Origin of the sequence: Streptomyces sp. RerS4 (assembly GCF_023515955.1) — a bacterium.
Lineage (GTDB): Bacteria > Actinomycetota > Actinomycetes > Streptomycetales > Streptomycetaceae > Streptomyces.
The window spans coordinates 4,019,653-4,040,557 of record NZ_CP097322.1 but is presented as its reverse complement, the minus strand read 5'-3'; the positions used below and the strand labels follow the sequence as shown (position 1 = coordinate 4,040,557).

22 protein-coding genes are annotated in these 20,905 nt (G+C 74.2%); 12 read left to right on the top strand and 10 right to left on the bottom strand.

All coding sequences use genetic code 11. The features are described from left to right. Positions 1-279 precede the first annotated feature (279 nt). The 3 genes from M4D82_RS18770 (at position 280) to M4D82_RS18760 (ending at position 2,439) form a co-directional block, all read left to right on the top strand. On the top strand, positions 280-771 hold the full coding sequence (locus M4D82_RS18770; protein WP_249767144.1) for a DUF2771 domain-containing protein: 492 nt from the start codon (positions 280-282) through the stop codon (positions 769-771). 74 nt (positions 772-845) lie between these two features. Beyond that, positions 846-1,577 (top strand): futalosine hydrolase, encoded by a 732-nt coding sequence (locus tag M4D82_RS18765; protein WP_249767143.1) that lies wholly within the window; start codon positions 846-848, stop codon positions 1,575-1,577. After that, entirely contained in the window at positions 1,558-2,439 is an 882-nt protein-coding gene (locus M4D82_RS18760; RefSeq protein ID WP_249767142.1) for a 1,4-dihydroxy-6-naphtoate synthase, read from the top strand. The genes M4D82_RS18765 and M4D82_RS18760 overlap by 20 nt, the downstream gene beginning before the upstream one ends. A 76-nt stretch (positions 2,440-2,515) precedes the next feature. Here the strand turns inward: M4D82_RS18760 and M4D82_RS34090 are convergent, their stop codons facing one another. Then, complete coding sequence (locus tag M4D82_RS34090; RefSeq protein WP_037924790.1) at positions 2,516-2,899, bottom strand: cold-shock protein; 384 nt, start codon at positions 2,897-2,899, stop codon at positions 2,516-2,518. Positions 2,900-3,077: 178 nt separating this feature from the next. On the opposite strand from M4D82_RS34090, the gene M4D82_RS18750 reads away from it, so the two are divergent. Then, positions 3,078-3,329, top strand: a complete 252-nt coding sequence (locus M4D82_RS18750; protein ID WP_249767141.1) for a hypothetical protein — start codon at positions 3,078-3,080, stop codon at positions 3,327-3,329. Positions 3,330-3,357: 28 nt separating this feature from the next. On the opposite strand, the gene M4D82_RS18745 is transcribed toward M4D82_RS18750, so the two are convergent. Together M4D82_RS18745 and M4D82_RS18740 are read right to left on the bottom strand one after the other, a co-directional pair. Next, a complete protein-coding gene (locus M4D82_RS18745; protein ID WP_249767140.1) occupies positions 3,358-3,996 on the bottom strand; it encodes an HAD family hydrolase in 639 nt (212 codons plus the stop codon). Between the two features lie 190 nt (positions 3,997-4,186). Then, positions 4,187-5,107: a hypothetical protein gene (locus M4D82_RS18740; protein WP_249767139.1), complete on the bottom strand. Its 921-nt coding sequence runs from the start codon at positions 5,105-5,107 to the stop codon at positions 4,187-4,189. 133 nt (positions 5,108-5,240) lie between these two features. Between M4D82_RS18740 and M4D82_RS18735 the strand changes: the two genes are divergently transcribed. Further along, entirely contained in the window at positions 5,241-7,682 is a 2,442-nt protein-coding gene (locus M4D82_RS18735) for a helicase C-terminal domain-containing protein (RefSeq protein ID WP_249767138.1), read from the top strand. A gap of 73 nt (positions 7,683-7,755) precedes the next feature. After that, the gene (locus M4D82_RS18730) at positions 7,756-8,415 is read left to right on the top strand and encodes a DUF4291 domain-containing protein (protein ID WP_249767137.1); all 660 of its coding nucleotides are present in this window, start codon (positions 7,756-7,758) and stop codon (positions 8,413-8,415) included. Here the strand turns inward: M4D82_RS18730 and M4D82_RS18725 are convergent. Beyond that, complete coding sequence (locus M4D82_RS18725) at positions 8,400-8,558, bottom strand: hypothetical protein (RefSeq protein ID WP_249767136.1); 159 nt, start codon at positions 8,556-8,558, stop codon at positions 8,400-8,402. The two genes, M4D82_RS18730 and M4D82_RS18725, sit on opposite strands and share 16 nt — an antisense overlap. Positions 8,559-8,955: 397 nt before the next feature. Between M4D82_RS18725 and M4D82_RS18720 the strand changes: the two genes are divergently transcribed. Further along, positions 8,956-10,599 carry a DNA repair helicase XPB gene (locus M4D82_RS18720; protein WP_249767135.1) on the top strand — a complete coding sequence of 548 codons (1,644 nt, stop codon included), beginning with the start codon at positions 8,956-8,958 and terminating at the stop codon, positions 10,597-10,599. A 40-nt stretch (positions 10,600-10,639) separates the two neighbouring features. On the opposite strand, the gene M4D82_RS18715 is transcribed toward M4D82_RS18720, so the two are convergent. Beyond that, positions 10,640-10,834 (bottom strand): hypothetical protein, encoded by a 195-nt coding sequence (locus M4D82_RS18715; RefSeq protein ID WP_249767134.1) that lies wholly within the window; start codon positions 10,832-10,834, stop codon positions 10,640-10,642. Positions 10,835-11,126: 292 nt separating this feature from the next. Between M4D82_RS18715 and M4D82_RS18710 the strand changes: the two genes are divergently transcribed. Beyond that, on the top strand, positions 11,127-13,223 hold the full coding sequence (locus tag M4D82_RS18710) for a HelD family protein (protein WP_502988954.1): 2,097 nt from the start codon (positions 11,127-11,129) through the stop codon (positions 13,221-13,223). Between the two features lie 699 nt (positions 13,224-13,922). On the opposite strand, the gene M4D82_RS18705 is transcribed toward M4D82_RS18710, so the two are convergent. Further along, on the bottom strand, positions 13,923-14,606 hold the full coding sequence (locus M4D82_RS18705) for a copper homeostasis protein CutC (protein WP_249767133.1): 684 nt from the start codon (positions 14,604-14,606) through the stop codon (positions 13,923-13,925). Positions 14,607-14,738: 132 nt separating this feature from the next. On the opposite strand from M4D82_RS18705, the gene M4D82_RS18700 reads away from it, so the two are divergent. After that, positions 14,739-15,428: an HD domain-containing protein gene (locus M4D82_RS18700; RefSeq protein ID WP_249767132.1), complete on the top strand. Its 690-nt coding sequence runs from the start codon at positions 14,739-14,741 to the stop codon at positions 15,426-15,428. Positions 15,429-15,473: 45 nt separating this feature from the next. Continuing rightward, positions 15,474-16,691, top strand: a complete 1,218-nt coding sequence (locus M4D82_RS18695; RefSeq protein WP_249767131.1) for a Cmx/CmrA family chloramphenicol efflux MFS transporter — start codon at positions 15,474-15,476, stop codon at positions 16,689-16,691. A gap of 8 nt (positions 16,692-16,699) precedes the next feature. On the opposite strand, the gene M4D82_RS18690 is transcribed toward M4D82_RS18695, so the two are convergent. Continuing rightward, positions 16,700-16,972, bottom strand: coding sequence for a DUF4031 domain-containing protein (locus M4D82_RS18690; protein WP_249767130.1), 273 nt, complete (start codon positions 16,970-16,972; stop codon positions 16,700-16,702). A gap of 7 nt (positions 16,973-16,979) precedes the next feature. Continuing rightward, positions 16,980-17,357: a DUF8819 family protein gene (locus M4D82_RS18685; RefSeq protein WP_249767129.1), complete on the bottom strand. Its 378-nt coding sequence runs from the start codon at positions 17,355-17,357 to the stop codon at positions 16,980-16,982. A 141-nt stretch (positions 17,358-17,498) separates the two neighbouring features. Here M4D82_RS18685 and murQ point away from each other — a divergent pair, with 141 nt between their 5' ends. Both murQ and M4D82_RS18675 read left to right on the top strand, forming a co-directional pair. Then, the gene (gene murQ, locus M4D82_RS18680; protein ID WP_249767128.1) at positions 17,499-18,440 is read left to right on the top strand and encodes an N-acetylmuramic acid 6-phosphate etherase; all 942 of its coding nucleotides are present in this window, start codon (positions 17,499-17,501) and stop codon (positions 18,438-18,440) included. Between the two features lie 29 nt (positions 18,441-18,469). Beyond that, the gene (locus M4D82_RS18675) at positions 18,470-19,963 is read left to right on the top strand and encodes a PTS transporter subunit EIIC (protein ID WP_249767127.1); all 1,494 of its coding nucleotides are present in this window, start codon (positions 18,470-18,472) and stop codon (positions 19,961-19,963) included. A 48-nt stretch (positions 19,964-20,011) separates the two neighbouring features. Here the strand turns inward: M4D82_RS18675 and M4D82_RS18670 are convergent, their stop codons facing one another. Both M4D82_RS18670 and M4D82_RS18665 read right to left on the bottom strand, forming a co-directional pair. Further along, complete coding sequence (locus M4D82_RS18670; protein ID WP_249767126.1) at positions 20,012-20,689, bottom strand: hypothetical protein; 678 nt, start codon at positions 20,687-20,689, stop codon at positions 20,012-20,014. Then, positions 20,686-20,904, bottom strand: a complete 219-nt coding sequence (locus tag M4D82_RS18665) for a hypothetical protein (protein ID WP_249767125.1) — start codon at positions 20,902-20,904, stop codon at positions 20,686-20,688. The genes M4D82_RS18670 and M4D82_RS18665 overlap by 4 nt, the downstream gene beginning before the upstream one ends. Position 20,905 lies beyond the last annotated feature (1 nt).

The window sequence follows — 20,905 nt, the reverse complement described above, 5'->3', positions numbered from 1 at the left end:
TCGGGCCGGATCAGGGAGCGGTGGTCGGTGCCGTGCGTCGCAAGGCGGAGGAGGGAGTCGACGCGGAGCGTCGGCGACCGACGACAACGCGGCCAGGCGCGGCACCGACCACCGCGAGCCCGGCCTGATCCGAAAGACACCCCCCCTAGGGCGCGCGAGCACGGCCGACCGGGCCCGTGCCGTCACCGGGAGGGCGTCCCCCGCCGGGCGGCGGGGCGGCGCCGCACCCGAGGACCCCCGTGCGGCGGGGTGGGCCGGCGGCCCGATAGCCTTCGGCTCATGACCGCACCGCTTTTCCCGGGTAGGGCCCGCCGCAGCGTCGCGGCCCTCGGAGCCGTGTCCGCCGGGCTCCTCCTCCTGTCCGCCTGCGACAAGCCGACGCCGCTCGCGACGGTGACCGTCGGCAGCTCCTCGGTGTCCTCGGAGGCCGAGTGCCGTCCCGAGGCCGGCAAGGACCTCGCGATGGACAAGCTCCAGGAGTGCCTGACCGGCCTCAAGGACGCCAAGACCATCGAGTACGGCCGCGGCGACACGCTGCGCCTCGGTGTCGAGCCGGACGTCGTCGAGGACGGCCACAAGTGGCAGGCCGTGCTCGACGGCCAGCCGATCACCGAGCCCTCCTCCAACACCTACCGCAGCTTCCAGGGCGCCGACGTCTTCGCGACCGGCGGCCAGGGCGAGGCCCCCGCCTCGAAGATGCTCGGCTTCGTCCAGGTCGGCGCGGACGGCAAGCCGCTCGCCGTCTGGTCCTTCAAGCTCAAGCTCAAGTAGCTCAAGCAGTTCAAGCAGTTCAAGCAGTTCAAGTAGCCCCAGCGCCCCAGCGTCCAAGCGAAGGCAGGCGAACCGTGCGCGCGCTCGTCGTGACCGCGGTGGCCGCGGAGGCCGACTCCGTCGCCACCGGTCTCACCCCTCATCCGGACCCGGTCACGCCCGAGCCGCGCATCCTGCCCGGGGGCTACCCCGTCACCCGTAGGGACCTGCCCGGCCTCGCCGTCGACGTGCTCGTCGGCGGCGTCGGCCCGGCCGCCGCGGCGGCCGCCACGGCCACCGCGCTCGCCCTGGCCGCCTACGACCTCGTCATCTCCGCCGGCATCGGCGGCGGGTTCGCGCCCGCCGCCCCGCTCGGCTCGCTCGTGGTCGCGGACGCGCTCGTCGCCGCCGACCTGGGGGCCCAGACCCCCGACGGCTTCCTCGACGTACGGGAGCTCGGCTTCGGCCACACCGTGCACCTGCCGCCCGCCGAGCTGGCCGCCCGCGCCGCCGAGGCCACCGGGGCGCTGCTCGCGCCGGTGCTGACCGTCTCCACCGTCACCGGCACCGCCGCCCGCGCCGCCGAACTCGCGGCCCGCCACCCCCTCGCCGGGGCCGAGGCGATGGAGGGCTTCGGGGTGGCCGAGGCCACCGCCGCGCACGGGCTGCCCGTACTGGAGATCCGCGCCGTGTCCAACGCCGTCGGACCGCGCGACCGGGCCGCCTGGCGGATCGGGGAGGCGCTCGGCGCCCTGACCGCCGGATTCCGGGCCCTGGGACCCGTACTCGTCAACTGGGGAGAACGACATGAGCACCAGCAGCGCTGACAGCCGGCCGCTGAACATCGCCTACTCGCCCTGCCCGAACGACACCTTCGTCTTCGACGCCTGGGCGCACGGCCGCGTCCCCGGGGCGCCCGCCCTGGACGTGACCTTCGCGGACATCGACGTCACCAACGGCATGGCCGAGCGCGGCGAGCTGGACGTGCTGAAGGTGTCCTACGCCGTCCTGCCGTGGGTGTTGGACGAGTACGCGCTGCTGCCCTGCGGCGGGGCACTGGGACGCGGCTGCGGGCCGCTGGTGCTCGTAAAGGATCGCAGTTCGACCCGTGAAGCGGGCGTGGACCTGGCCGGCAAGACCGTCGCCGTGCCGAGCGAACGCTCCACCGCCTACCTGCTGTTCCGGCTGTGGGCGGCGGACGTGCTGCCGGCGGAGGTCGGCAAGGTGGTCGTGCTGCCGTTCCACGAGATCATGCCGGCGGTGCGCGACGGCCGGGTGGACGCCGGACTGGTCATCCACGAGGCCCGGTTCACCTATCAGGACTACGGGCTGCACTGCCTGGCCGACATGGGCGAGCACTGGGAGTCCACCACCGGCCTGCCCATCCCGCTCGGCGCGATCATCGCGAAGCGCTCGCTGGGCGCGGACACGCTGCGCGCGCTGGCCGAGTCGGCCCGTACGTCGGTGCGGATGGCGTGGGCGAACCCCGAGGCGTCCCGGCCCTACGTACGCGCCCACGCGCAGGAGCTGGACCCGGCGGTCGCCGATCAGCACATCGGGCTGTACGTCAACGAGTTCACCGCCGACCTCGGCGACGACGGCTACGCGGCCGTGCGCGGGCTGCTGACCCGGGCCGCCGCAGAGGGTCTGGTTCCGGCCATCGCACCGGACGCGCTGCGCTTCCCGTAGCGGCTGTACGAAGCGACGGTGCCCCGCCTCTCGTTCGAGTGGCGGGGCACCGGGCGCGTGCGAGGGCGCGCGAGGGTCAGACGTCGAGCTGGTCGGCCACCGCGCGCAGCAGGCCGGCGATCTTCGTGCCGTGCGCCTTGTCGGGGTAGCGACCGCGCTCCAGCATCGGGGTGATGTTCTCCAGCAGGGTCGTCAGGTCCTGCACGATCGAGGCCAGCTCGTCCGGCTTGCGGCGCTGCGCGGCCGCGACCGAGGGTGCCGGATCCAACACCGTCACCGAAAGTGCCTGGTCACCGCGCTGTCCCGCGACGACTCCGAACTCCACGCGCTGGCCGGGCTTGAGGGCGTCGACGCCGGCGGGGAGCACCGACGAGTGGACGAAGACGTCTCCGCCGTCGTCCCGGGAGAGAAAGCCGAAGCCCTTCTCGCTGTTGAACCACTTGACCTTGCCGGTAGGCACGTCCGTCCTCTGTCCTTGTACTCGTCGGGTCCGGTTCACCGTTCGAATCGGCTCCGGATAGCAGTGCAGCGGGTCCTGCGACCCGCCTCCTCACAGGCTAATGGTCCGGAAACGGGAGACAAGACGTTCCCCGGTCCTTCCCGGAGTGGCCGCTTCGGCCAGGAACTACCCTGGTGAGGTGACTGTTACTCCTCATTCCGACGAAGCGCGGCCCGGCGACGGACTCGTGAAGACCGGTGGCATCGTGTTCATCGTCGGCGCGGTGGCGACCCTCGCGACGATGGCGCCGCTGTTCCTGGGCACCGATCCGTTCCCGTCGTACGCGTGGGCCGTGTGCATGCTCATGGGCGTCGGCTTCGCCATCTCGGCGGCGGGCGTGCTCCGCTCGGCGGCGGCCCAGCGCAGGGCGGCACGAGCCGCGCAGCCCTGATCCGCAGGGCTAGGGGGTGTCTTTCGGATCAGGCCGGGCTCGCGGCCAGGTACCCCTCAAGCCATTCCGGCAGCGCCGTCAGGTCCGGCAGCACCACGTCCGCGCCCGCCGCGCGCAGTTCGGACTCCGGGCACGGCCCGGTCGGGACGACCACCGACAGCGCGCCGGCCGTCCGGGCGCCCCGTACGTCGCCCACGTGGTCGCCGACGTACACCTGCGCCTCGTACTCCCGCAGGGCCCCCGCCTTGGCCTCCGCCCACAGCCAGCCGATGACGGCGTCGGGCTCGATGCCGAGGTGCGCGAGGTGCAAACGGGCGTTCGGCTCGTGCTTGGCGGTGACGACGATGGCCCGACCGCCGAGGGCCTGGACCGCCGCGATCGCCTCGCGGGCGCCGGGCATCGCCGGCGTCGGCTCGATGGCGTACGTGGGGTAGATCGCCCGGTAGCGGTCGGCCATGGCCGGGATCTCGTCCGCCGGGAACCAGTACGCGAGCTCCTCGTCCAGCGGCGGACCGAGCCGCGTGATCGCCGCGTCGGCGTCGATGAACGCCCCGGTCTCGGCCGACAGGGCCTCGTAGGCCGCCTTGATGCCCGGACGCGAATCGATGAGCGTCATGTCGAGGTCGAAGCCGACCGTCAGCCGTGCGGTGGGGGTCTCGGAGCGCATGAACCCCATTGTGCCGAGCCCACCCGAGCGAACGACCCTCGGGTCGAGATACCGCCACGCGGGCGCTTGAGGCGCGCGGGCCCGGGGGCCGGCCCGGCCAACCTCCGGACTCGGCCCGGCCAAATCCAGCCCTGCCGGCGTTTGAGGTGCGGGGGCCCAGGGGCCGGCCCCGGCAACGGCGCCGCACCCCCTAGCGGCGGCGGGAGCGCACCGAGAGGTACCCGGCCAGGGTGAGCGCGGCGACGCGGACCAGCGTCGGCCACAGCCCCTGGTACGCGGAGCCCAACCGGTCGGGCGCCAGCGCCTCGCCCCACCGTCCGTCCGTCCGGCCCCACAGCCACACCAGCGCCGCCAGGAACACCGCACCCGGCACGCCGAAGACCACCCACTTGCGTTCCCTCGGCCCCAGCACCCCGGAGGCCAACGCCGCCAACCAGCCGACGACGAGCACCATCCACGACCCGGTGACCGCCCCGGCGACCAGCACCGCGGCCACCACCAGCAGGAACACGTTCGGCCGGGCCCGCGGAGCGCCCGCCTCCGCCGCGGCCTCGGCCTTCCGCTCGCGCCGCGCCCGCAGCACCCGTACGAGCCGCCGCGCGGTTGACGAAGGCTCCGAGCCGGACTCTCCGCCCGGCCCTTCCTTCGGCTTCTCCTCCTCGAACAGGTCCGGCATCTCGATGCCGCCCGCGAAGCCCTCCACCTGCGGCCCCGCCCCCCGGCCGCCGGCGGCGACCCGCCACCAGTCGGGCTCGCCCCGGTCGGAGGCACCGAGTTCGTCGACCCCCGCCAGGTGCGGCGGCACGTTCACCGCATCCGGCCCCCGCTCCGGCTCCGGCTCCCGCTGCTTCGGCACCGCCACCACCGGCGGTTCCGGCGCCGCCGCCCGACCCACCGTCGCCACGACCTCCTCCGGCGTGCCGATCCGCTCCAGGATGAGCCGTACCGCCGCCGGCGTGTCCGGTTCGTACGTGGCACGCCGACGGTCGATCTCGTCCCGCAGCCCCGCCACCAACCGCATCCGGTCCCCCGACGACACCTGCCGCCGCTGCGCCAAGTCCCCGACCCGGCTCAGATATTCGTAGACCAGCTGGTCGCTCTCGATCCCCACGCCCCGGCTCCTCACGTACCGCCTGTCCCGAAGGTAGCGCGTGCGCCCGTGGAGCGGCCGCCGACGCAGCGGATACCGTGGACCGGATGGGGACCGGCCGACGACCGGCCGACGTGACCAGGAGGCGACCACCGTGCCCGAGGCAAGCACCGGCACCGCACCCGCTGCGGCGAACGCCCCGCGTTCCCTCGCCGAGGCGCTCCGCGCCCGCGACGACGTCGCCCTCGCCGCCCTCCTGCACGCCCGCCCGGACCTGCTGAACCCGGTGCCCGGCGACGTCACCCAACTCGCCACCCGCGCCGGGACCCGCGCCTCGGTGGTGCGCGCCCTGGACCGCCTCGACCGGTTCGCCCTCCAGACGGCCGAAGCCCTCGCCGTGGCCCCGGACCCGTGCCCGTACCCGGTGTTGGAGTCGCTCCTGACGGGCGGTGAGGACGAGGCCGCCCGCGCCGCCCTGCCCCGGGCGCTCGGCACCCTGCGCGACCAGGCCCTGGTGTGGGGCGACGACGACCGGCTGCGCCTGGTGCGCACCGCCCGGGAGCTGCTCGCGCCGTCCGCGCAGCGCCCCTCCCCGACCGGGCTGGGCCCGACCGTCGCCGAGGCGACCTCCGGGATGTCGCCGACCCGGATCCAGGAGATCGTGGCGGCGGCCGGGCTGCCGGCGACGCACGACCCGGTGTCGGCGGTGGCCGCGCTGACGGGCCTGTTCACCGACCAGGAGCGGATGTCGGCGCTGCTGGACGAGGCCCCGGCGGAGGCCCACCAGGTGCTGGGCCGGCTCGTGTGGGGGCCGCCGTACGGGGAGGTGACCCCGAATCCGGCGCCGCCGGTGCGCTGGCTGCGCGACCGGGGGCTGTTGCTGCCCGCGTCGGCCCGTACCGTCGTGCTGCCCCGCGAGGTGGCCCTGCACCTGCGGGGCGGGCTCGCGCACCGGCGTACGGCGCCGGTCGCGCCGCCGGTCGGCGTGGACCGCGAACACCGTCCACAGCTTGTGGACGCGAACGCCGCCGGGCAGGCACTGGCCGCGCTGGGCACCGTAGAGGAGCTGGTCAAGTCCTGGGAGCACGCCGGGCCGGCCGTGCTACGGGCCGGCGGGCTCGCCGTACGCGACCTGAAGCGGGCCGCCGCCACCCTGGACACCACCGAGGCGCAGGCGGCGTTCTGGATCGAGCTGGCCTACGCGGCCGGGCTGCTGGCGAGCGACGGGGAGACCGACGAGCGGTACGCGCCGACCCCCGCCTTCGACGACTGGACCGAACTCCCGCCCGCCGAACGCTGGTCGGCGCTCGCCACGGCCTGGCTGCCCGCCACCCGCACCGCCGGCCTGGCCGGCGAGCAGGACGCCAAGGGCCGCACCCTGTCGGTGCTCGGCGCCGACCTGGACCGCTCGGCCGCCCCCGAGGTACGCCGCCGCGTGCTCGACCTCCTCGCCGACCTGCCCGAGGGCGGCTCGGCGCGGCCGGACACGCTCCTCGAACGGCTCGCGTGGGAACGCCCGGCACGCGGTACGAGCGACCTGCGCGCCCGCCTCGCGCACTGGACCCTGACCGAGGCGGAGGTCCTCGGCGTCACCGGCCGGGGCGCGCTCAGCACGTTCGGCCGGGCCCTGTTGGAGCACCGCGACCCGGCGCCGCTGCTGGCGCCGCTGCTGCCCGAGCCGGTGGACCACGTCCTGCTCCAGGCCGACCTGACGGCGGTGGCCCCCGGCCCGCTGCGCCGGCCGCTCGCGGAGGTGCTGGCGGTGCTCGCCGACGTGGAGTCCAAGGGCGGGGCCACCGTGTACCGCTTCACGCCCGGGTCGGTACGCCGCGCGCTGGACGCCGGGCACACCGCCTCCGACCTGCACGCCTTCCTCGCCGAGCACAGCCGTACGCCGGTGCCGCAGCCGCTCGCGTACCTCATCGACGACGTGGCCCGGCGGCACGGGCACCTGCGCGTCGGGGCGGCGTCCTCGTACGTGCGCTGCGACGACGACGCGATGCTGGGCGAGATCCTCGCCGACAAGCGGTCCGCCGGGCTCGGGCTGCGCCGGCTCGCGCCGACCGTCCTGGCGGCGCAGGCCGAACCGGGGGCGCTGCTCGACGGGCTGCGGGCCATGGGCTACGCCCCGGCGGCGGAGTCGCGTACGGGCGACGTGGTGGTGGCGCGGGCCGACGCGCACCGCACCCCGGCCCGGCGGGCGCCGGTGCCGGTCCCGGACGGGCCACCGGTGCCGGACGCGACGCTGCTGGGGGCCGCCGTACGGGCCATCCGCGCGGGCGACCTGGCGGCGACGGCGGTCCGCAAGCAGCCCGCGTCCGAGGCGGGCGGCCAGGCGCCGGCGCCGGCTCCGGGCGAACTCCCGCTCACCAGCGCGGCGGAGACCCTGGCGACGGTGCAGGCGGCGGCGCTGACGGGGTCGGCGGTGTGGATCGGCTACGTCAACGCCGACGGGGCGGCGAGCCAGCGCGTCATCGCCCCGGTGCGGGTGGAGGGCGGCTTCGTCACCGGCTACGACCACACGGCGGACGAGGTGCGCACGTACGCGCTGCACCGCATCACGGGGGTGGCGGAACTGGCGGAGGACCAGGTCTGAGGGAGTCTGAGGGGCGGCCCGCGTCCGGGAAAACGGTTGGCGGGCAGGGCGGAGTTCACGTCATCCTGACGACATGTCCGCTCACGACCCCAGCACCGAACTCCAGGCCGGCACCGAACTCCGGCCCGGCACCGAACTCCAGGCCGGCACCGAGCCGTACCGCCGGATCAGGGCCGCGCACACGGCCGACACCGTGACCGTCTACCAGGCCTACTCCCCCGCCCTCGGCCTCCCCGCGGCCCGCGACGGCCGCTTCCCGGCCGCGTGGAAGCGCGAGCGGATGACGTGGATCAAGCCGTCGTTCCTGTGGATGATGTACCGCTGCGGCTGGGCGACCAAGACCGACCAGGAGACCGTCCTGGCCGTCGAGATCACCCGCGCGGGCTTCGACTCGGCCCTCGCCGGGGCCTGCCTGTCCCACTACGTCCCCGAGGTGCACGCCGACGAGGCGGCCTGGCGGGAGTCCGTCCGCACCACCACGGCCCGCGTCCAGTGGGACCCCGAGCGCGACCTGCGCCTGAACCCCCTGCCGTACCGCTCGCTCCAGCTCGGCCTGTCCGGCCCCGGCTCGCGCGCCTACGCCGACCAGTGGACGGTCTCCATCCGCGACGTCACCCCCCTGGCCCGGGAGATCCACGCCCTCCTGCGCGCCGGCGACGCCGACGCGGCCCGGAGCCTCCTCCCGGTGGAGACCCCGTACCCGGCGGGCCCCCTGCCTCACCTGGGCGCGTAGTCCACCGGCGCGGGGTCGAAGGGCCACGCGTCGGTGAGCCGGCGGGCGACGGCCGCGTACACCTCGGCGTCGAGGTGCGCCCGGTCGGCGCGCACCCAGGAGCTGACGTGCACGCGGCCCGGGTGGTCCCTGCTCGGGTACACGTACAGGCACCCCGCTTTTCCACCGCCCCCTGCTCGTCGGTGTGTTCGCCGTACCCGGCGGCCACCACCCGTCCGGCGGAGGCGATGAGGAAGTCCGCCGGAAGCCCGAGCCGGCCCCCGGACCACCGCGCGCAGCACCGGCCACCGGGCGCGCGGGGACGGGTGCTGATCCTGCGCGGGGGCGGCAGTCGCCTGGGTCGCGTGGGGCGCCTGGATCGCGTGGATCACATGAGTCGCACGGGAGGCCTCTCGATGCCCCCGCGCGGCCTGGCCCGAGGACCCCGGCCCGACGACCCCCGGCCCGACGACCCCACCCCTCGCGGCCCTGATAAGGCAGACTGGAGGTTTGGCCGCCCGCGTCCGGGCGGTCACGTCACCGCCGGAAAGGGACCGCTGCGTGAACGGGCCTCTCATCGTCCAGAGCGACAAAACCCTCCTCCTCGAAGTCGACCACGAGCTCGCCGGGGCCGCCCGCCGGGCCATCGCGCCCTTCGCCGAGCTGGAGCGCGCTCCCGAGCACATCCACACCTACCGGATCACCCCGCTCGGCCTGTGGAACGCCCGCGCCGCCGGGCACGACGCCGAGCAGGTCGTCGACGCGCTCGTCGAGTTCTCCCGCTACCCCGTCCCGCACGCCCTGCTCGTCGACGTGGCCGAGACCATGGCCCGCTACGGCCGCCTCACCCTCTCCAAGCACCCCGTGCACGGGCTCGTGCTGACCAGCACCGACCGGCCGGTGCTGGAGGAGATCCTGCGGTCGAAGAAGGTCGCCCCGCTGGTCGGGGCGCGGCTCGACCCCGACACCGTGGCCGTCCACCCCTCCGAGCGCGGACAGATCAAGCAGACCCTGCTCAAGCTCGGCTGGCCCGCCGAGGACCTCGCCGGCTACGTCGACGGCGAGGCGCACCCGATCGAGCTGGAGGAGAACGGCTGGGCGCTGCGCCCCTACCAGCAGCAGGCCGTCGAGGGCTTCTGGCACGGCGGTTCCGGTGTGGTCGTGCTGCCCTGCGGCGCGGGCAAGACGCTGGTCGGCGCCGGCGCGATGGCGAAGGCCAAGGCGACCACGCTGATCCTCGTCACCAACACCGTCTCCGCCCGCCAGTGGAAGCACGAGCTGGTCAAGCGGACCTCGCTGACCGAGGAGGAGATCGGCGAGTACTCCGGCACCCGCAAGGAGATCCGGCCCGTCACGATCGCCACCTACCAGGTGCTGACGACCAAGCGGAAGGGCGTCTACCCGCACCTGGAGCTGTTCGACTCCCGGGACTGGGGGCTGATCCTCTACGACGAGGTGCACCTGCTGCCGGCGCCCGTCTTCAAGTTCACCGCCGACCTCCAGGCCCGCCGCCGGCTCGGTCTGACGGCCACCCTCGTGCGTGAGGACGGCCGCGAGTCCGACGTGTTCTCCCTGATCGGGCCGAAGCGCTTCGACGCGCCGTGGAAGGAGATCGAGGCGCAGGGCTACATCGCGCCCGCCGACTGCGTCGAGGTCCGGGTGAACCTCACCGAGTCGGAACGGCTCGCGTACGCGACCGCCGAGACGGAGGAGAAGTACCGCTTCTGCGCGACGACCGCGACGAAGCGGAAGGTCACCGAGGCGCTCGTACGCAAGCACCGGGGCGAGCAGACCCTCGTCATCGGCCAGTACATCGACCAGCTCGACGAGCTGGGCGAACACCTGGACGCGCCCGTCATCAAGGGCGAGACCTCCAACGCGCAGCGCGAGAAGCTCTTCGACGCTTTCCGCGAGGGCGAGATCAACGTGCTGGTCGTCTCGAAGGTCGCGAACTTCTCCATCGACCTGCCCGAGGCCACCGTCGCCATCCAGGTGTCGGGCACCTTCGGCTCCCGGCAGGAGGAGGCACAGCGCCTCGGCCGCGTCCTGCGACCGAAGGCGGACGGCCACGAGGCGCGCTTCTACTCGGTCGTCGCCCGCGACACCATCGACCAGGACTTCGCCGCCCACCGCCAACGCTTCCTCGCCGAACAGGGCTACGCCTACCGCATCATGGACGCCGACGACCTCCTGGCCGGCGGCTGACGCGGGCATCCCGGCGGGACGCGGGCATCCCGCCGGGGGTTCACCGGCGTATGACGCCGGCGTCCTCGGAGTAGTCGGAGTACTCGCCCAGCACGACGACGCTCACGGCGGCCGCCGCGAAGATCTTCGCGGCGCGCAGGGCGCCACCGAAACGGTGACGGGAAGGGGAGTCGGAGGTGGGGGCGGCGCCGCGCGGGCGGCCGCCCTGGATCGGGGTGAAGGTTGCGGTGCTCATGTACCCATGGTCCGGTTTCTCCCCTTCCCGCACATCGCCCCAGGGGCGGAACCTCCAGGCCGCCGCCGTCCTCCTCACGACCCATGCCGCCCCCTAGGGCCCCTGCCTCAGGTCTGACACTCCGAGGTATGACACCCCCGCTTCGGGGCGGCGGAATTCGGTCGCGCCGCTCTGGGCCGGTGACTAGAATCTCCGCTCTTGCCGCCTCCCACCGCTCCACCGGGGAGAGCCGCCCGCCGACCGGAAACCGGCGGGCTCCCGTCCCGCACCGCCAGCAGCTGGAGGCCGTTCCGTGCCCGCGCACGCCCCCGACGCCCCTTCCGACACGCCGGTCGCCACCCCGTCCGACGCGACCACCGACCCCCTCGGCCGTGAACGGGCCCACCTGAGCGCCTCGCGCTCCGCCCTGCGCGCCATGCGCGAGGACGTCGAGGCCCTCGACATCCGCGACGTCACCGCGAACTGGGTCAACTCCCTCGTCCTCCAGGCGCAGATCGACGACCGCATCAAGGCCCTCGCCGACCTCTCCCACACCCCGCTCTTCTTCGGCCGCCTCGACTACCTCCACGCCCCGGGCGCCGAGCTCGCCGAGGGGGCGGAGGGGGAACAGTTCTACATCGGACGCCGCCACGTCCACGACGCCGACGGCGACCCGATGGTCATCGACTGGCGCGCGCCCGTCTCCCAGCCGTTCTACCGGGCGTCGAAGAACGACCCGCAGGACATCGCCCTGCGCCGCCGCTTCGGCTACACCGGCGGGGAGCTGACCGCGTACGAGGACGAGCACCTCTCCGACCCCTCCGAGGCGGCCGCCGTCAGCAAGCTCCTCCAGCGCGAGATCGAGCGGCCGCGCGTCGGCCCCATGCGGGACATCGTCGCGACGATCCAGCCCGAACAGGACGAGATCGTCCGCTCGGGGCTCTCCGGTTCCGTCTGCGTACAGGGTGGCCCCGGCACCGGCAAGACGGCCGTGGGCCTGCACCGGGTCGCGTACCTCCTCTACGCGCACCGCGAGCGGCTCGCCCGTACCGGCACCCTGGTCATCGGGCCGAACCGCTCCTTCCTGCACTACATCGAGCAGGTCCTGCCCGCCCTGGGCGAGCTGGAGGTCAAGCAGGCCACCGTCGACGACCTCGTCGCGCGCGACGGCCTGGAGGTGCGGGACGTCGACCCGGCCGAAACCGCCGTGGTCAAGGGCGACGCCCGGATGGCGGAGGTGCTGCGCCGCGCCGTCCACTCCCACGTCACGGAGCCGGCCGAGCCGCTGATGGTGGTGCGCGGCTCGCGCCGCTGGCGCGTGCCCGCGTACGAGCTCGCGGAGATCGTCGGGGAACTCCAGCGCCGCGACATCCGTTACGGCGCCGCCCGCGACGCGCTCCCGCAGCGGATCGCGCACGCCGTGCTCGTCCGCATGGAGCAGGCGGGCGAGGCCCCCGACGACCGCGTGCAGGACGCGGTGGCGCGCAACGCGGCGGTGAAGGCGGTCGTCAAGGCGAGCTGGCCGCAGGTGGAGCCGGCCAAGCTGGTGCTGCGGCTGCTGTCGGATCCGGAGTTCCTGGCGGAGCACGCGCATGGGGTCCTCACGGAGGACGAACAGAAGCTGCTGCTGTGGCCGAAGCCGTTTCGCAGCGTGAAGTCCGCGAAGTGGTCGGCGGCCGACCTGGTCCTCATCGACGAGGCCGCCGACCTGGTGGAACGCACCCCGTCCCTGGGCCACGTCGTCCTCGACGAGGCCCAGGACCTCTCGCCGATGCAGTACCGGGCGGTGGGGCGTCGCTGCACGACGGGATCCGCGACGGTCCTCGGGGACCTCGCGCAGGGCACGACCCCGTGGGCGACGCGCAGTTGGGACGAGGCCCTGGCCCACCTGGGCAAGCCGGAGGCCGTCCTGGAGGAACTCACCGCCGGCTTCCGCGTACCGCGCGAGGTCATCGCGTACGCGTCACGGTTGCTGCCGGAGATCTCCCCGGGGCTGGCCCCGGTCTCCTCGGTCCGCGAGACGCCGGGCTCCCTGGTCGTCACCCGGACGGACGACCTCACCCCGGCGGTGGTCGAGGCCTGCCGGGCATCGCTCGCGCACGAGGGGTCGATCGGGCTGATCGCGGCGGACGCGCGGATCCCGGAGCTGGCCGAAGCCCTGACGGCGGCGGGGCTGGCGTACCTGTCGCCCGGCGAGGAGACGACGGCGGAGTCCCGCCTGACGCTCGTCCCGGCGTCGCTGGCGAAGGGTCTGGAGTACGACTACGTGGTCCTGGACGAGCCCGCCGCCGTCGTCTCGGGCGAACCCGACGAACGGACCGGCCTGCGCCGCCTCTACGTCTGCCTCACCCGAGCCGTATCGGGCCTGACGGCGATCCACGCGGCGGCCCTGCCGGGGGCACTGGGCTGAGGGGGGTGGGGGGCGCGCTTGTACGTCGGCCCGTGCGGGCCCGCCATCTCCCCCTCGACCCCCGGGGACGGGACGGGAGCTGCCGACCCGCCTCCCGGCGGGTGGGTGGGGCCTACGCCGCCCCGCGCGGGCGCACCATCACCGCCTCGACCCCTGAGGGTGAGGTGGCGGCTGCCACCCGCCTTCCGGTGCCGGGCGGGGTCGGGCGCGGGGAGTTGAACCCGGGCGGGGCAGAAGCGCGGCCGGGATCCGGGCGGCGGAATCCCCCCGGACGGGACCGGAGAGGGCATGGGGGGCGGAAGGGGGGCCCTCGACCTCGTCAGCGATGAGCGAGGGGTCGGGCGCATGACCCACCGGGCATCCGGGCACCTCAAAGCCCCTGTCGGGACCGGGCGGCCGGCCTGCCTCCCCGCCAGGACGACCAGATCGTCCTGGCGCGCGCCCAAGCGCGTCAGATCGCTACGTGCTCCTCATTTCTCGGCGTCCGCCGGCCGTCTTGGGCCGACACCCGCCCCAAAAGACGATCAGAGTGCTGTGGGGAGCGGTCAGGCGCATCGCTACGCGGTGCCCGCGTCTCGACGTCCGGCGGCCGCTCTTCACGCCCCGCCGGCGCAGCCGAACTCCAGCCTCGGCTGCGCAGCCTCGCCGGCGGCCGCCCGCCGTTGGGGGCGGAGTTGAGGCCGGTCGGCCGTACAGGACCTACAGGGCCGCGCGCCACTTCGCGACCGCCGACGGGGAGACCGGGGTGTGCCAGCCTTCCGGGCGGGCCGCGCCGCCGATGTGGAAGGCGTCGATGCCCGCCGCGCGGAGTTCGGGGACGTGGGACAGGGTGAGCCCGCCGCCGACCAGGATGCGGGGGGCGTAGCCCGGCTCGCCCCGGCGGGCCGCCTCCGCGAGGAGTACCGGCAGGCCCGCGTCGACCCCGGCGGCCGACCCGGCCGTCAGGTACGTGTCCAGTCCGGGCAGGTCCGCGAGGGCCTTCCGCAGGCCGTCGCGGTCCGCCGCGCGGTCGATGGCCCGGTGGAACGTCCAGCGGCAGCCGTCCAGCTCCGCCACCACCGCCTCGATCGCGTCGAGGTCCGGGCCGCCGTCCGGGTTCAGGAACCCGAGGACGAACTCCCGCGCCCCCTCCGCCCGCAGCTCCCGCGCCACCTCCACCAGCCCGGCGACGTCGCCGGCCGCGAACCCGTCCGTCCTGCGGAGCATCACGCGCAGCGGGATGTCGACGGCCGCCCTGATCGCCGCGAAGGTCTCGCGCGACGGCGTGAGCCCGTCGGCGGCCATGTCGGTGACCAGCTCAAGGCGGTCCGCCCCACCGGCCTGGGCCGCGACCGCGTCCTCCACGTCGAGGGCGATCACCTCCAGGAGCGCACGGTTGCTCATCAGATGCCGTCCTTCGTCCAGTCGTCCAGTGGAACAGTCGTCCAGTGGGGAAATAGGTCTAGTCCAATATCCAGGGTACGGGCCTCCGGCCGCCCTTCACCAGCACAATCACGCCACCCCCACAATGTGCGCATGAACACGCACCCGGTCACTCACGACACCCCCGACCTCCGCGCCCGCTGGCACGCCACCACCGCCGCCGCCGGCGCGGACCCCGCCGCCGACCCCGGCCCCTACGCCGACCGCCTCCTGACCGCCTGGGCGGAGCCCCAGCGCCGCTACCACACCACCGCGCACCTGGCCGACGTACTCGCACGGATCGACGTACTCGCCCCGCACGCCGCCGACCCCGCCGCCGTCGAGCTGGCGGCCTGGTTCCACGACGCCGTCTACCGCCCCGACCGCTCCGAGAACGAGGAACGCAGCGCCGCCCTCGCCGAACGCGCGCTTCCCGAGCTCGGCGTCGACCCCGCCCGCGTCGCCGAGGTCGCCCGCCTCGTCCGGCTCACCGTCACCCACGACCCCGCCCCCGGCGACACCAACGGCGAGGTGCTCTGCGACGCCGACCTGGCCGTCCTCGCGGGCGCACCCGACGCGTACGCGGCGTACGCCGCCGCCGTCCGCGCCGAGTACGGTTTCGTGCCCGACGACGCCTTCCGCACCGGCCGTGCCGCCGTCCTGCGGCAGCTGCTCGCCCTGCCCCGCCTCTTCCGCACCCCGTACGGAGCCACCCACTGGGAGGCTCCGGCACGCCGCAACCTGGCCGCCGAGCTGGCGGAGCTGGAAGAACTCGGCCGGGCCCCGGGAATACGACCCTCTTGAGACCGGTTTGGTGGAGTCGTGCCCTCAGACCTCACACGATCTCGTATGCCCGTCGCCGTCTACGTCCTCGGCCTGTCCGTCTTCGCGCTCGGGACCAGCGAGTTCATGCTCTCCGGACTGCTCCCGCCCATCGCCGAGGACATGGGCGTGAGCATCCCGCAGGCCGGTCTGCTCATATCCGCCTTCGCGATCGGCATGGTCGTCGGCGCCCCGCTGCTCGCCGTCGCCACCCTGCGCCTGCCGCGCCGCACCACCCTCATCGCCCTCATCAGCCTCTTCGGCCTCGGGCAGATCGCCGGCGCCCTCGCCCCCACCTACGGGCTCCTCTTCGCCTCCCGCGTCGTCTCCGCCCTCGCCTGCGCCGGCTTCTGGGCCGTCGGCGCGGCCGTGGCCATCGCCATGGTCGACAAGGACCAGCGCGCCCGCGCCATGGCCGTCATGATCGGCGGGCTCTCCATCGCGAACGTCCTCGGCGTCCCCGCCGGCGCGTTCCTGGGCGAGCACCTCGGCTGGCGTTCCGCGTTCTGGTCGGTCGGAGCGGCCTCCGCCGTCGCCCTCGTCGGCATCCTCGCCCTGATCCCGAAGATCCCGCTGCCCGCCGAGCGCCCCTCCCTCGGCCGCGAGCTGCGCATCTACCGCGACCGCCAGGTGTGGCTGGCCGTCGGCGTCACCGCGCTCGCCGCCGGCGGCGTCTTCTGCGCCTTCAGCTACCTGTCACCGCTGCTCACCGACGTGGCCGGGCTCGACTCCGGCTGGGTCCCGTGGATCCTCGGCCTCTTCGGCGTCGGCGCCCTCGTCGGCACCACCATCGGCGGCCGGATCGCCGACGCGCGCCTGTTCGGCGTGATGATCTGGGGCATCACCGCCTCGACGGTCTTCCTCGCGGCCCTCGCCGTCCTGGCCTCCCACGCCGCCGTCGCGATCGCCCTGTCCTTCCTCCTCGGCGTCTCGGCGTTCTTCACCGCCCCCGCCCTCAACGCCCGCATGTTCAACGTGGCCGGCGCCGCCCCCACCCTGGCCGGAGCCACCACCACCGCCGCGTTCAACCTCGGCAACACCGGCGGCCCCTGGCTCGGCGGCACCGTCATCGACGCCGGCCTCGGCTTCCCCGCCACCGCCTGGGCGGGCGCCGCCATGACCGTCACCGCGATCGCCCTGACCCTGATCGCCCTACGCCTCCACCGCCGTACGCCGCCCCCCGCGACCCGGATCGTCACGTCCTCGACCCCCGCGACGCAGACCGCCAAGACCGCGCGCGCCTAGACACCCCCCTAGGAGCCGGCCGGCCTGCCCTTCGGGCGGCGCAGGCCGGCGGCCGTGAGGCGGCGGACCAGTTCCTTGCTGCCGACCTCCACCGCTCCGGCGCCCACCGCGTCCGCGTAGCGGTGCGAGGGCACGTCGTAGTGGTCGCGTTCGAAGGCGCGCGGCGGGCATCCGATGGACTGGGCGAAGGCGTGCAGCTCCTCGTACGAGACGTCGCTGACCAGGTGCGACCACATGCGGCCGTGCCCCGGCCAGGTCGGCGGGTCGATGTACAGCGTCACCGGCCGCTCACCGGCCGGGGTGGAAGACGGGGCCGAGCGCGCCCACGGACGCCACCCGCACGCCCGCCTCCGAACACACCCAGTGCGGATCCGGACCCAGCTCCGGTTCCACGTCGAGCGCGTGCAGATCCCCGTGCTCGCACACCGGGCACAGCGGCCAGCGCCCGTACTTCTCCAGCAGGGCGTCCTGGACGTCCTGGGCGACGAGTCCGGCCAGGTAGTCGACCCCCTCGGGCCACTGCTCCACCCACCAGCGGCGGTGCGTGACCGAGTCCTCGACGAGGGAGACGACATCGGCGTCGGCGACCTCACCCGCGGCGAGATCGGCGAGAACGAGCGCACGGGCGACGTGCAGCGCCTGTTCCAGGGGGGTCGTGTGGTCCATGGGCTCATTGTGAACCCCGACCGACCGGTAGCGAAGGCCCGTCCGCGGCGCCCGCTCATGGCTCCTTGACCCTCCCGCGCCCCGAAAATACATTGCGGGCTTGATCGAGAACGCGCCCCCTGCCCCTCAGGAGCACCGCCCGTGACCTCGCACGCCGCCCTCCGCGCCCAGCTCGACACCCTCACCACCGAGGCCTTCCGCCCCGAACTGGCCGACATCGACCGGCTCTCCACCCTGGAGATCGCCCGCGTCATGAACGCCGAGGACGCCACCGTCCCCACCGCCGTCGCCGGGCAGCTGGAGGCCATCGCCGCCGCCGTCGACGCGATCGCCGTACGCATGGCCGCGGGCGGCCGCCTCGTCTACGCGGGCGCCGGCACCGCCGGCCGGCTCGGCGTACTCGACGCCAGCGAATGCCCGCCCACCTTCAACACCGACCCCGCACGGGTCGTCGGCCTGATCGCGGGCGGCCCCTCCGCCCTGCTCAAGGCCGTCGAGGGCGCCGAGGACTCCCGCGAACTGGCCGCCGAGGACCTCACCGCCCTCGACATCGGCCCCGACGACACCGTGATCGGCGTCTCCGCCTCCGGCCGCACCCCGTACGCGATCGGCGCCGTCGACTTCGCCCGCGCCCGCGGCGCGCTCACCGTCGGCCTGTCCTGCAACGCCGGATCGGCGCTGGCCGCCGCCGCCGACCACGGCATCGAGGTCGTCGTCGGCCCCGAGCTGCTCACCGGCTCCACCCGCCTGAAGGCCGGCACCGCGCAAAAGCTCGTCCTGAACCTCATCTCGACGGTCACGATGATCCGCCTCGGCAAGACCTACGGGAACCTCATGGTCGACGTACGCGCCTCCAACGAGAAGCTGCGCGCCCGCTCCCGCCGCATCGTCGCCCTCGCCACCGGCGCCGCCGACGCCGAGATCGAGGCCGCGCTCAGCACCACCGACGGCGAGGTCAAGAACGCGATCCTCGTCCTGCTCGGCGGAGTCGACGGCCCCACCGCCGCCAAGCTGCTGACCGCCGCCGGGGGCCACCTGCGCGCCGCCCTCGCCGAAGCCGGCCGGCAGGCCACCCTCCCGTAGGAGACTCCCCCTCGAAGCAAGGCGACCGCATGTCCACTGACAAGAACCGCGCCACAGCCGCCGCGATCCTTCCCCTGGTCGGCGGCCCGGACAACATCACCTCCATCGCCCACTGCATGACCCGTCTGCGCATCGGCCTGCGCGACCGCTCGCTCGTCCAGGACGAGGCCCTCAAGGCCGTCCCGGCGGTGCTGGGCGTGGTGGAGGACGAGACCTACCAGATCGTGCTCGGGCCGGGCGCCGTCGCCCGCGTCACCCCCGAGTTCGAGGCCCTCGTGGCGCAAGCGCAGCCCGATACCCCCACGGCTCCCGCCCCCAAGGCCGTCACCGCCGACGCACTCGCCGCCCAGGGCCAGGCGCTGAAGGAGGCGCGGAAGGCCCGGAACGCCACCCCCTTCAAGCTCCTCCTGCGCCGCGTCGCGAACATCTTCGTCCCGCTCATCCCCGCCCTCATCGGCTGCGGCATCCTCGCCGGCCTGAACGGCGTGCTCACCAACCTCGGTTGGCTGCCCACCCTCGTCCCCGCCCTCGCCGCCATGGCCTCCGGCTTCATGTCGCTGATCGCCGTGTTCGTCGGCTTCAACACCGCCAAGGAATTCGGCGGTACGCCCATCCTCGGCGGCGCCGTCGCCGCGATCATCGTCTTCCCGGGCGTCGCGAAGATCGAGGTGTTCGGCGAGCACCTCTCCCCCGGCCAGGGCGGCGTCCTCGGCGCGCTCGCGGCCGCGCTGCTCGCCGTCCAGGTGGAGAAGTGGTGCCGCAAGTGGGTCCCCGAGACCCTCGACGTGCTGGTCACTCCCACCCTGACCGTACTGGCCTGCGGCCTCGTCACCCTCTTCGGCCTGATGTACGTCGCCGGCGTCGTCTCCACCGCCATCGGCGACTTCGCCCACTGGCTGCTGGCCGCCGGCGGCGCCTTCGCCGGGCTGGTCCTCGGCGGGCTGTTCCTGCCACTGGTGATGCTGGGCCTGCACCAGGCCCTGATCCCCATCCACACCACCCTCATCGAGGAGTCCGGGTACACCGTCCTGCTGCCGATCCTCGCCATGGCCGGCGCCGGTCAGGTCGGCGCCGCCATCGCCGTCTACTACCGCCTCCCGCGCAACGGCTCGATCCGCGCCACCATCAAGTCCGCGCTCCCGGCCGGTTTCCTGGGCGTCGGCGAACCGCTGATCTACGGGGTCTCCCTGCCGCTGGGGCGGCCGTTCGTCACCGCCTGCGTCGGCGGGGCCGCCGGCGGGGCCTTCATCGGCCTCTGCAACCAGCTCGGCGTCGGCTTCGGCTCGACCGCCATCGGCCCCTCCGGCTGGGCCCTGTTCCCGCTGCTGGACGGCACCTCCGCGATGGCCCCGACGATCGCCGTCTACGCGGGCGGCCTCGGCGTCGGCTACCTCGTCGGCTTCGCCACCACGTACTTCTTCGGCTTCACCCCGCAGATGCTCGCCGACCTCGACACCGACCCCCTGCCACCGGCCACCCCCGCCACCACCGAACCGACGAAGGAACCGGCCCTGGCCCCGTGAGTGCCGGCGATGCGAGGGGCTTCCGCACGGGGAGCCCCTCGCGCCCGGTTACGGGCCTGTGGCCGCTCTCAGGAAACGCACCAGGTCATCGGTGCTGTAGCCGAGCTTCGGGCCCCGTTCGGCGGCCATCAGGAGCAGCTGCCCCACGATCTCCGCGCCCCAGCCGTCGAGGCCGTCCGCCGACCACTCCCACAGCTTCTCGATGCCGAGGTCCGTCATCAGCAGCCCGTGCCCGGCTCTGATCTCCCCGCACGTCTGCGCCACCGCGTCCAGCAGCCGCGCGCCCGGCCGCTCGCACCGCAGCCCGAAGTACCCGCAGACCTGCTCCACCACGCAGCCCATCGGGGGCCGCGCCTTGATCGCGTCGTAGCGGGCGTCCTCGAAGCCCGGGTACTCCCCCGCCGGACAGTGGACGAGCGTGAACCGCTGCCAGCCCGGCGGCGGAGGCGGTTGCGGACGCCACGCCTTCAACCCGAACGCCTCGTGCACCAGCGCCGTCGCCTCGTCCGCCGACTCCGCGCTCCGACTCTCCCGCCGCTCCCCGTCGTCCCCGACGGCCGTCCACACCGCCGCCCCGTCCTCACCGCCCTCGTCACGCCGTACCCGCACCGACAACCCGCTCCCGCACCGCCGCCAACGGCCCCCCGCCAAGGCCGTCTCCAGCCCGCGCAGCTTCCAGCCCAGCTCGAACGCGAACTCCGCCGAGCCGATCCCCTCCTCGGTCACGGGCGCGCCCGCTCGTGCAGGACGGCGGCCAGCCGCAGCGCGGTGTCGAGGTTGCAGCGCCCGAGGTCGACCAGCGGCAGCCCGTACGTCCCCGCGGCCGACACCCCGTCCACCCCGAGCGAGGGGAAGACGACACCGACCCCGTCGAGGGCCGCTTTCAGCTGCCCCACCGCCTCTTCGGCCGCACGCATCCGCTCTTTCGGAGTGAGCACCATG

Bases quoted from the DNA above. Each gene is read 5' to 3' on its own strand.
- M4D82_RS18770 (WP_249767144.1), top strand. From the start codon at position 280: ATGACCGCACCGCTTTTCCCGGGTAGGGCCCGCCGCAGCGTCGCGGCC.
- M4D82_RS18760 (WP_249767142.1), top strand. From the start codon at position 1,558: ATGAGCACCAGCAGCGCTGACAGCCGGCCGCTGAACATCGCCTACTCG.
- M4D82_RS18745 (WP_249767140.1), bottom strand. From the start codon at position 3,996: ATGCGCTCCGAGACCCCCACCGCACGGCTGACGGTCGGCTTCGACCTC.
- M4D82_RS18730 (WP_249767137.1), top strand. From the start codon at position 7,756: ATGTCCGCTCACGACCCCAGCACCGAACTCCAGGCCGGCACCGAACTC.
- M4D82_RS18715 (WP_249767134.1), bottom strand. From the start codon at position 10,834: ATGAGCACCGCAACCTTCACCCCGATCCAGGGCGGCCGCCCGCGCGGC.
- M4D82_RS18705 (WP_249767133.1), bottom strand. From the start codon at position 14,606: ATGAGCAACCGTGCGCTCCTGGAGGTGATCGCCCTCGACGTGGAGGAC.
- M4D82_RS18700 (WP_249767132.1), top strand. From the start codon at position 14,739: ATGAACACGCACCCGGTCACTCACGACACCCCCGACCTCCGCGCCCGC.
- M4D82_RS18695 (WP_249767131.1), top strand. From the start codon at position 15,474: ATGCCCGTCGCCGTCTACGTCCTCGGCCTGTCCGTCTTCGCGCTCGGG.
- M4D82_RS18685 (WP_249767129.1), bottom strand. From the start codon at position 17,357: ATGGACCACACGACCCCCCTGGAACAGGCGCTGCACGTCGCCCGTGCG.
- M4D82_RS18675 (WP_249767127.1), top strand. From the start codon at position 18,470: ATGTCCACTGACAAGAACCGCGCCACAGCCGCCGCGATCCTTCCCCTG.
- M4D82_RS18665 (WP_249767125.1), bottom strand. From the start codon at position 20,904: ATGGTGCTCACTCCGAAAGAGCGGATGCGTGCGGCCGAAGAGGCGGTG.